Origin of the sequence: Actinoplanes flavus (genome assembly GCF_017592555.1) — a bacterium.
Taxonomy (GTDB): Bacteria; Actinomycetota; Actinomycetes; order Mycobacteriales; family Micromonosporaceae; genus Actinoplanes; species Actinoplanes flavus.
The window spans coordinates 1-7,655 of the sequence record NZ_JAGFNS010000066.1 but is presented as its reverse complement, the minus strand read 5'-3'; the positions used below and the strand labels follow the sequence as shown (position 1 = coordinate 7,655).

The window sequence follows — 7,655 nt, the reverse complement described above, 5'->3', positions numbered from 1 at the left end:
GCCGCCCGCCGCCCGTCGCCTGCATTTGTCACCCGTCACCCGTCACCCGTCGCCTGTCGCCCGCGGCCTGTCGCCTGTCGCCCGCGGCCTGTCGCCCGCGGCCTGTCGCCCGCCGCCTGCTATTTGGCACCCGTCACCCGTCGCCTGCCGTCCGTCGCCCGCGGCCTGCCGCCCGCCCGTGCCCGTTGCAGGCCGTTCCGCCCGCCGCCCGCCGGCTCCGCTCACCCGCCGCCGCCTTCCTGCTCCGCCCGAAGGCCACAAGCGCATGGCAACCGGGTACTGGCACGCGTGTGGAATTCGCTGGGCATCGGCCTGCCCTACCCAAGCCCAGGTCCCCTCTCGCACTGGTCCTTTGCCGGCGGCGACGCCGAACTCGTGGTCGCAGTCAGCCAAGGGGCAATTGTCGGGGTCAACTGGCCGCCATTCCGGGCGATACAGCCGAATCGCACAGGTGATGAGGGCTGCGGGACCAACTTACGGTCACCGAAGGGGCCGGTACCGGATCGATGCCGAATCGATTCGGTACTGGCCGAACGTATTTTCTACTTCGGCGAAGGGCTTCTCCGGAGGCAGCGGAAATGTAGGAGCGAAACCCGTCTGCCGTCCTTTCGGCCGCCGCTCGTCGATGGACCGAGAAGATTCGGACCGACCGTCAGCGTTGCGACGATCGGCGATGTATCGACCCCATGGCATCGGGCACGCCCGCTCCGTCTGGCCACTGTTGGTTGCCGCCTCGAGCCCGTTCAGGAAGCTTCCGTCAGCGGACTCCCTGATCCCATCGGCCGGTGGCTGGCTTCGCCCCCGGCTGGCCGAATCGGTGGCTGACGCGGTCGCATGCCATCGGTTGGTGATCCTCCTTGGCCGGCGACCTCCATCGGCGTGGGGCTGTGGTTGGCCGATTTGGCCCTGTGAGGGCTCGGCTGGATCGGCGTGGCTTTTGTGGGGACTTGTAGTGGATCGGTTCCTGAATGGGGAGTCGTGGCGGATCGGTTCAGATACTGGAGGGCTCGTGGCCGATGGGTTCGATTGGTCAGGAGTCGTGACGGGAGGGCATGATCGATTTGCCTGGGTAGATGGTGATCTGAGCGGTGGGCCGCTGTGATCGGAGAGCTTGAGCTGCGGGCGGTTACGTTCAAGCGGCGGGTCGGGCCGTTCAGCGGGTTTGGTGAGGTGATCAGCAGTTCCGCCCGCGAAGGGCCGCCGGTGGTGTCGACGTCGGCATGCTGGTCCGGTGTGCGGATCTGCTGAGCGGAGTCCGTTGAGCGGAGTCCGCCGGAGCGTCCGCGTTGTTGGGGTTTTCGTGCAGCTCAGGAACTTCTTTTGCCCAAGCTCCAGCCGTGCGGTCCCGGGTTCGTCCCTGAGACGAAGTACAGCCGCGACCTGTCCGCCATCACCCGCACCGGCCTTCGGTCTGCCGAGTCGCGGCTTCACGCGATCGTCATCGGCCGGGATCAGGCCATCATTGACCAGCTCACTTCGCGCTGCAGACCGTTCAACCGGGCGCGTGCCGCTCCGTTGTGGGGCGGACGGTGCCTCAGCCGGGCAAGGTAGGGCGGTCGTGCCCATGCGTGCTGAGCTGGTTTTGTCCGGCTGAGGTGTGGTGCTTGCGGTGTGGCGTGCTGGGCTGGTTTTGTCCGGCTGAGGTGGGGCGGCTGCGGTGTGGCGTGCTGGGCTGGTCCTGTCCGATTGAGATCGGGCGGTCGAGCTGACGCGTGCTGAGGTTGTTTTGTCCGGTCGGGGTGGGGTGGCCGGGGTGAGGCGCGCTGAGCTCGCTATTTCCGGCCGCGGTCGGATGGTCGTGTCCGGGCGTGTTCCGGTGCCGGTCTCCGGTGCGTGGCTGCCTGCGCGAGCCGCCTCGTCGGGGCGGGCGCGGATGCGGCGGAGGCGATCGGCGTGACGCCTGCGTAGACCCCATTCGCGGTGACGTTCGTGTTCGCGACGGAATTGTTCGGCGGCTGGGGAGTGGTTTCTGCGCGCGCTCCTGTCACGCATCTCGGAGATATTTTCCTTGGTGAACAATTGGAGCTGAGGCATACGTCAATTCTCCTGCGCCTACGCGAAGAAGTGTAAGCCCGAACCTAAAGTCGATCATGCCAATTTGGCCGGTGCGGAATCCTCTTCCGCTGCGTGCTTGGCTTCTCGATGTCGGCATCATCCGTTGATACTTCTGGCTCCGATGAACTCCCTGACCAAGGCATTGGATGGCCATTCTTCAAGGTGATCATGCATCTCCGGGCCGGTATGGCATGGTCGGTGACCGGCGGGTGTGAGGCTCCAGTAGGGCAACTGTCCACCGAGATCCTGGACCTGGACCTGGACCTGGACCTGGACCTGGACCTGGACCTGGGGCTGGGGCCGAGGGCCCATCGTGGGCCTGGGCCTGGGCCTGGGCCTGGGCCTGGGCCTGGGGCTGGGCCTGGACCTGGACCTGGGGCTGGGGCTGGGGCTGGGGCCGAGGGCTCATCGTGGGCCTGGGCCTGGGCCTGTGGCTGGGGCCGGGGCTCATCGTGGGCCTGGGCCTGGGGCTGAGGCTGGGCCCGGGGCTGGGGTCCTGGTGCTGGGGCTGGGGCTGGGGCTCATCGTGGGGGTGGGGTTGGCGGTGGGGACAGCCTGAGCGTGGGGCTGGGGGCTGGGTGGGGCTGAGCCTGGGGGCGCTTGTGTGCGGTTGTTGGAGGTGGTCTGGGGAGTGGTGCTTGTGTGGTCGCGGGTTTCTGATCGAGCGGTTGGAGTGTTGAGTGGCGCCGTCTCCGGGGTGCCTCGCTCGGGGACGGGGCTGGGGTCAGCGTTTGCGGACGATCAGGAAGGCGCCCTGTGTTGTGGGGTTCGGGACGGTGTAGGGCGGTGGGATCTCGTGGATCGTCGTCACCACTGGCTCGAAACCGGTGTCGGTGAGCAGGGTGGCCACCGCCTCCGGGCGGCGGCGGTGGATGGTCAGGGTGACCTCGTGGCCCCACGCCTCGGTGTAGTGCTTGTCGTCGTCGCCGGCCTGGAAGGCCAGCATCAGGTGGGCGCCGGGTTGCAGTACGCGGTGGAACTCGGCGAACACGCCGGGTAGTTCGCGGTCCGGTACATGGATGGTGGAGAACCAGGCGTTCAGGCCGGCGAGGCTTCCGGTGGGCAGGTCGAGGGCGGTCATCGAGCCGACCTCGAAACGTAGGTCCGGGTAGTTGGCGCGGGCCTGTTCGACCATGCCCGGGGAGAGATCGACGCCGAAGACGTCCAGCCCCTGCTGGTGCAGGTAAGCGGTGACATGGCCGGGGCCGCAGCCGATGTCGGCGGCCGGGCCGTCCACCAGGTCGGCGAAGAGGGTGAGCATGCTGCGCTTCAGCGGCTGGTTCGGCAGGTCATCGGTGAACAGGGTGGAGTAACTGGCGGCCACCGTGTCGTACGAGGAACGGGTTTGATCGAGGAAATCCATATTGCGCATGGCCGGGAAGGCTATCGGGCCGAGCGGAACGGAAACCGTTTCCGTCGAACGGGGCTGCTCGGAGGGGCGAGTCGGGAGAGCGCGTACCGGCGTAGCCGTACCGGAAAGGATTTTGGATCGACGACCGCATGCTGGGAGTGCGGCAGCAGGGTGGGGGCCGCGGGTGGTGGCGTGGGTTGCAAGGCGCGGCAGCTGGGTGAGGGTCCGGCTGGTGGCGTGGGTTGCGGGAATCGGTGTGCCGGAGTGCGGCAGCAGGGTGGGGGCCGCGGGTGGTGGCGTGGGTTGCAAGGCGCGGCAGCTGGGTGAGGGTCCGGCTGGTGGCGTGGGTTGCGGGAATGCGGTGTGCCGGAGTGCGGCAGCTGGGTGAGGGTCCGGCTGGTGGCGTGGCTCGCGGGAATGCGGTGTGCCGGAGTGCGACAGCTGGGTGAGGGTCCGGCTGGTGGCGTGGGTCGCGGGAACGCGGTGTGCCGGCAGCGCGGCAGCAGGGTGGTGGCGTGGGTTGCAAGGTGCGGCAGCGGGGTGAGGGTCCGGATGGTCGCGCGGCAGGAGGGCGAGGGCCGCGGAAAGCGGACGAGTGCAAGGGAGAGCGAGCGGCTGCCGTAGGCGGGGGGGGGGGGGGGGGGGGGCGGGGGGGGGGGCCGCCCCCCCCCCGTGCCCGGTCCATCTCCACCGTCCGGGGATGGACCGGGACGAACCGTCCTAGATGGACCACCAGACGGTGGTGTCCGGCGGGAGGACCACGTTGTCGCTGGTGCCGTCGATCGGGCCGCTGGCCAGCAGCAGTTCGCCGGGGCGGCCGACGGCGACCGGCTGGTCGCTCATGTTGACCGTGCAGCGGAAGACCGGCGCGCCCTCGACCTCGCGCTCGAAGGCGAGCACCCCGGCCGGTGCGGACACCCAGCGCAGGTTGTCGGTGGGGGCGAGCGCCGGGTCGCTGCGCCGGATCGCCAGGGCGGAGCGGTACAGCTCCAGGGTCGAGCCGGTGGCGCCGGCCTGCGCCGCGACGCTGAGGTCGGCCCACGCGTCCGGCTGCGGCAGCCAGCTCGTGCCGCCGTCGGGGCCGAAGCCGTACGGGGCCTCGGATCCGCTCCACGGGATCGGCACGCGGCAGCCGTCGCGGTAGCCGTCCTGGCCGGCGGCCCGGTGGAACGCCGGGTCCTGGCGTACCTCCGGCGGCAGGTCGACGACCTCGGGCAGGCCGAGCTCCTCGCCCTGGTAGAGGTAGGCCGAACCGGGCAGGGCGAGCATCAGCGTGCTGGCCGCGCGACCGCGGCGCAGGCCGGCCGCGTCGTCGACCGCGGTGGGCTTGCGGCCGGCCGCCTCGCCGTCGATCTTCTGCATCAGGCGGGTGGTGTGGCGGACCACGTCGTGGTTGGACAGTGTCCAGGTGGTCGGGGCGCCCACCTCGCGCATCGCGGCGAGCGAGTCCTCGATCATCTGGCGCTGCTCGTGCACGTTCCACGCGGTGCCCAGGTAGCTGAAGTTGAACGCCTGGTGCAGTTCGTCGTCGCGGACGTAGTTGGCGACGCGGGCCAGCGTCGGCGCCCACGCCTCGGCCACGGCGATGCGCTCGCCGGGGTACTCGTCGAGGATCTTGCGCCAGTCGCGGTAGATCTCGTGTACGCCGTCGCGGTCGAAGAACGGGCTCTCGCCGGCGCCGAGCAGGTGCCACTCGCCGCTGTCGCCGAGGTCGGGCAGGCCGGCCTCCTTGACCATGCCGTGCGCCACGTCCACCCGGAAGCCGTCGACGCCCAGGTCGAGCCAGAACCGCAGGATGGTCTTGAACTCGTCCCGTACGGCCGGGTGCTCCCAGTTGAAGTCGGGCTGCTCGGGGGCGAACAGGTGCAGGTACCACTCGCCGTCCTCGGCGCGGGTCCAGGCCGGGCCGCCGAAGATCGACGGCCAGTCGTTCGGCGGCAGCTCACCGTTGTCGCCCTTGCCGGGGCGGAAGTGGTAGCGCTCGCGGAACGGCGAGCCGGGGCCTTCGGCGAGCGCCCGCTTGAACCACTCGTGCTGGTCCGAGGAGTGGTTGGGGACCAGGTCGACGATGACCCGCAGGCCCAGGGCGTGCGCGCCGGCGATCAGCTGCTCGGCGTCGGCGACGGTGCCGAAGATCGGGTCGACGGTCCGGTAGTCCGAGACGTCGTAACCCGCGTCCGCCTGGGGCGAGGCGTAGAAGGGGGAGAGCCACACCGCGTCCACACCGAGATCCCGCAGGTACGGCAACCGGCTGCTGATGCCGGGCAGGTCACCGATGCCGTCGCCGTTCGAGTCGGCGAAGCTGCGCGGGTAGATCTGGTAGATGACCGCGTTGCGCCACCACGATGCCGGGGGCGCCTCCACGGTGGGCGGTGCGATCAGTTGGTCGGTCATGGCGACGAACGCTAGCAAGAAACTAACACGTGTTACAGGGCTGAGGCTTGCTTTCTTGCAGCAAGTTCTTGCAATGGCCCGTTATGCCGGTTTTGTGGTTGATTCCCGGACGATCAGCGAGGTGCCGAGGACCTGGTGCGGGTGCTGTTCCTCACCCTGATCGCCGAGATCAGGAACTCCGCGGCCATCCGTCCCTTGGTGACGATCGGCTGCCGGACGGTGGTGAGCCGGGGACGGAACCAGGCTGACTCGGAGAGGTCGTCGAAGCCGCTCACGGGCACCTCTGAGGGCACTTGGATTGCAAGTTCTTGCAAGGCATCCACGGCACCGTACGCGAGGATGCCGGACAGCGCCAGGATAGCTGTGGGAGCGCGCCCACCGGTCATCAGGTCCCGGGTCGCCGGGTCACCTCGCGGGCGCCGCCCCGGTCGTCGACCTCGACGCTCGGCGCGGCCAGGATCCGCTCTCTGGTCGCCACCGAGATCCGCCGCGGGTTGTCGAACGCGAACGAGACCGCCGAGCGGGAGACGCCCGCCGCGTGGCCTTTCTCGACGGCATGGCCATGGCGTCGCCGGCTACGTCACTCGGCACTCACCGGCACACGGACCACCGCGTCGAAGACGTAACCGAGCGTGTTGTGCCGGGCCGTGTCGGGCTGGGTGTTGCCGCGTACGTCGGTGGCCCGCGCCAGCAACGTGTGCTCCCCGGCCGCCGGCGTCCAGTCGACCTCCCAGCGCTGCCACACCCCACCCGGGGTGGCGCCGTACGGGCGGGCGCGCCGCCACGTCGTACCGCCGTCGGTGGAGACCTGGACGTGCCGGATCGGGCCGTCCGCCGACCAGGACCGGCCGGTCAGCCGCGTCCGTACCCCGGCGGTGAAGGTCGTCCCGGGGTCCAGTTCGAAGGCGCTCTTGATCACCTGCCGGTCGAAGGGCTGCCCCTCGGCCGGGTAGCCCTCGCCGAACAGCCGGTAGAACTGTGTGTTCCACGGGGAGAAGATCGGCTCGGTGGACACCTCGATCCGGCCCACCCACTTGATCGAGGAGATGCCGATCCAGTGCGGGACGACGACGCGGACCGGGAAACCGTGATCCGGCGGCAGCGGTTCGCCGTCGAGCTCGTAGGCGAGCAGCACGTCGTCGAACGCCTTGCCGACCGGGAACGGCCGGCGGACCGGGCCGAGGTCGACGCCGCCGCTGACGAAGTTCGGGTCGAGGCCGATCGGCTGCACGTCGACGGTGTTCCTCGAGATGCCCGCCCGGCGCAGCACGGTGGACAGTTTGACGCCGGTCCACCTGCCGACGCCGATGGCGCCCAGGCCCCACGTCGTACCGGAAACGGTCTGGCCCTGCTGCGAGGTGTAGTAGCCGCGGCCGTTACCGGCGCACTCGATGGCGACCGGCCGGGTCTCGCGCGGCAGTCTGCGCAGGTCTTTCAAGCTGAAGTGCGCGGCCTGGGCGACCCCGGATCCGGAGACCTCCAGCGACCAGGTGGCGGCGTCGATCGTCGGCGTGACGGTGTGGTTGCGGACGAAGAACCGGTCCACCGGGACGTAGTAGCCCTGGTCCTTGAGCGCCGACCACCGGGTCTCCGCGTTGGTTCCCCACTGCCGGAACAACTCGGGGGGCAGGGGCTTGACGATCGGGCCGGCGGCCAGCGCGGGCCCGGGGATGGCCGCGCCCGCGCCCACCGCGGCGGTGAGTGCCAGCAGGTTCCGCCGGGAGAAGCCACGGGTCCGTCCGGCCAGGAAATCGCGCAGTCTGCGCTCGTCGTATGCGCCCTCGTTCATGGCGACACATCCTATCGACTACATAGGATTTATGGGTAGAGGACGCCGGGTGGCCCCGAAAAGGGG

At 69.6% G+C, this 7,655-nt stretch carries 4 protein-coding genes; all 4 read right to left on the bottom strand.

The window, feature by feature from the left end; all coding sequences use genetic code 11:
* Positions 1–2,779: 2,779 nt before the first annotated feature.
* Positions 2,780–3,427, bottom strand: a complete 648-nt coding sequence (locus tag J5X75_RS43515; protein WP_208473600.1) for a class I SAM-dependent DNA methyltransferase — start codon at positions 3,425–3,427, stop codon at positions 2,780–2,782.
* A 699-nt stretch (positions 3,428–4,126) separates the two neighbouring features.
* Positions 4,127–5,800: a glycoside hydrolase family 13 protein gene (locus J5X75_RS43510; protein ID WP_208473599.1), complete on the bottom strand. Its 1,674-nt coding sequence runs from the start codon at positions 5,798–5,800 to the stop codon at positions 4,127–4,129.
* A 113-nt stretch (positions 5,801–5,913) separates the two neighbouring features.
* Positions 5,914–6,186 (bottom strand): substrate-binding domain-containing protein, encoded by a 273-nt coding sequence (locus J5X75_RS43505; RefSeq protein ID WP_238491022.1) that lies wholly within the window; start codon positions 6,184–6,186, stop codon positions 5,914–5,916.
* A 194-nt stretch (positions 6,187–6,380) separates the two neighbouring features.
* Positions 6,381–7,589, bottom strand: coding sequence for a molybdopterin-dependent oxidoreductase (locus J5X75_RS43495; protein WP_208473598.1), 1,209 nt, complete (start codon positions 7,587–7,589; stop codon positions 6,381–6,383).
* Positions 7,590–7,655 lie beyond the last annotated feature (66 nt).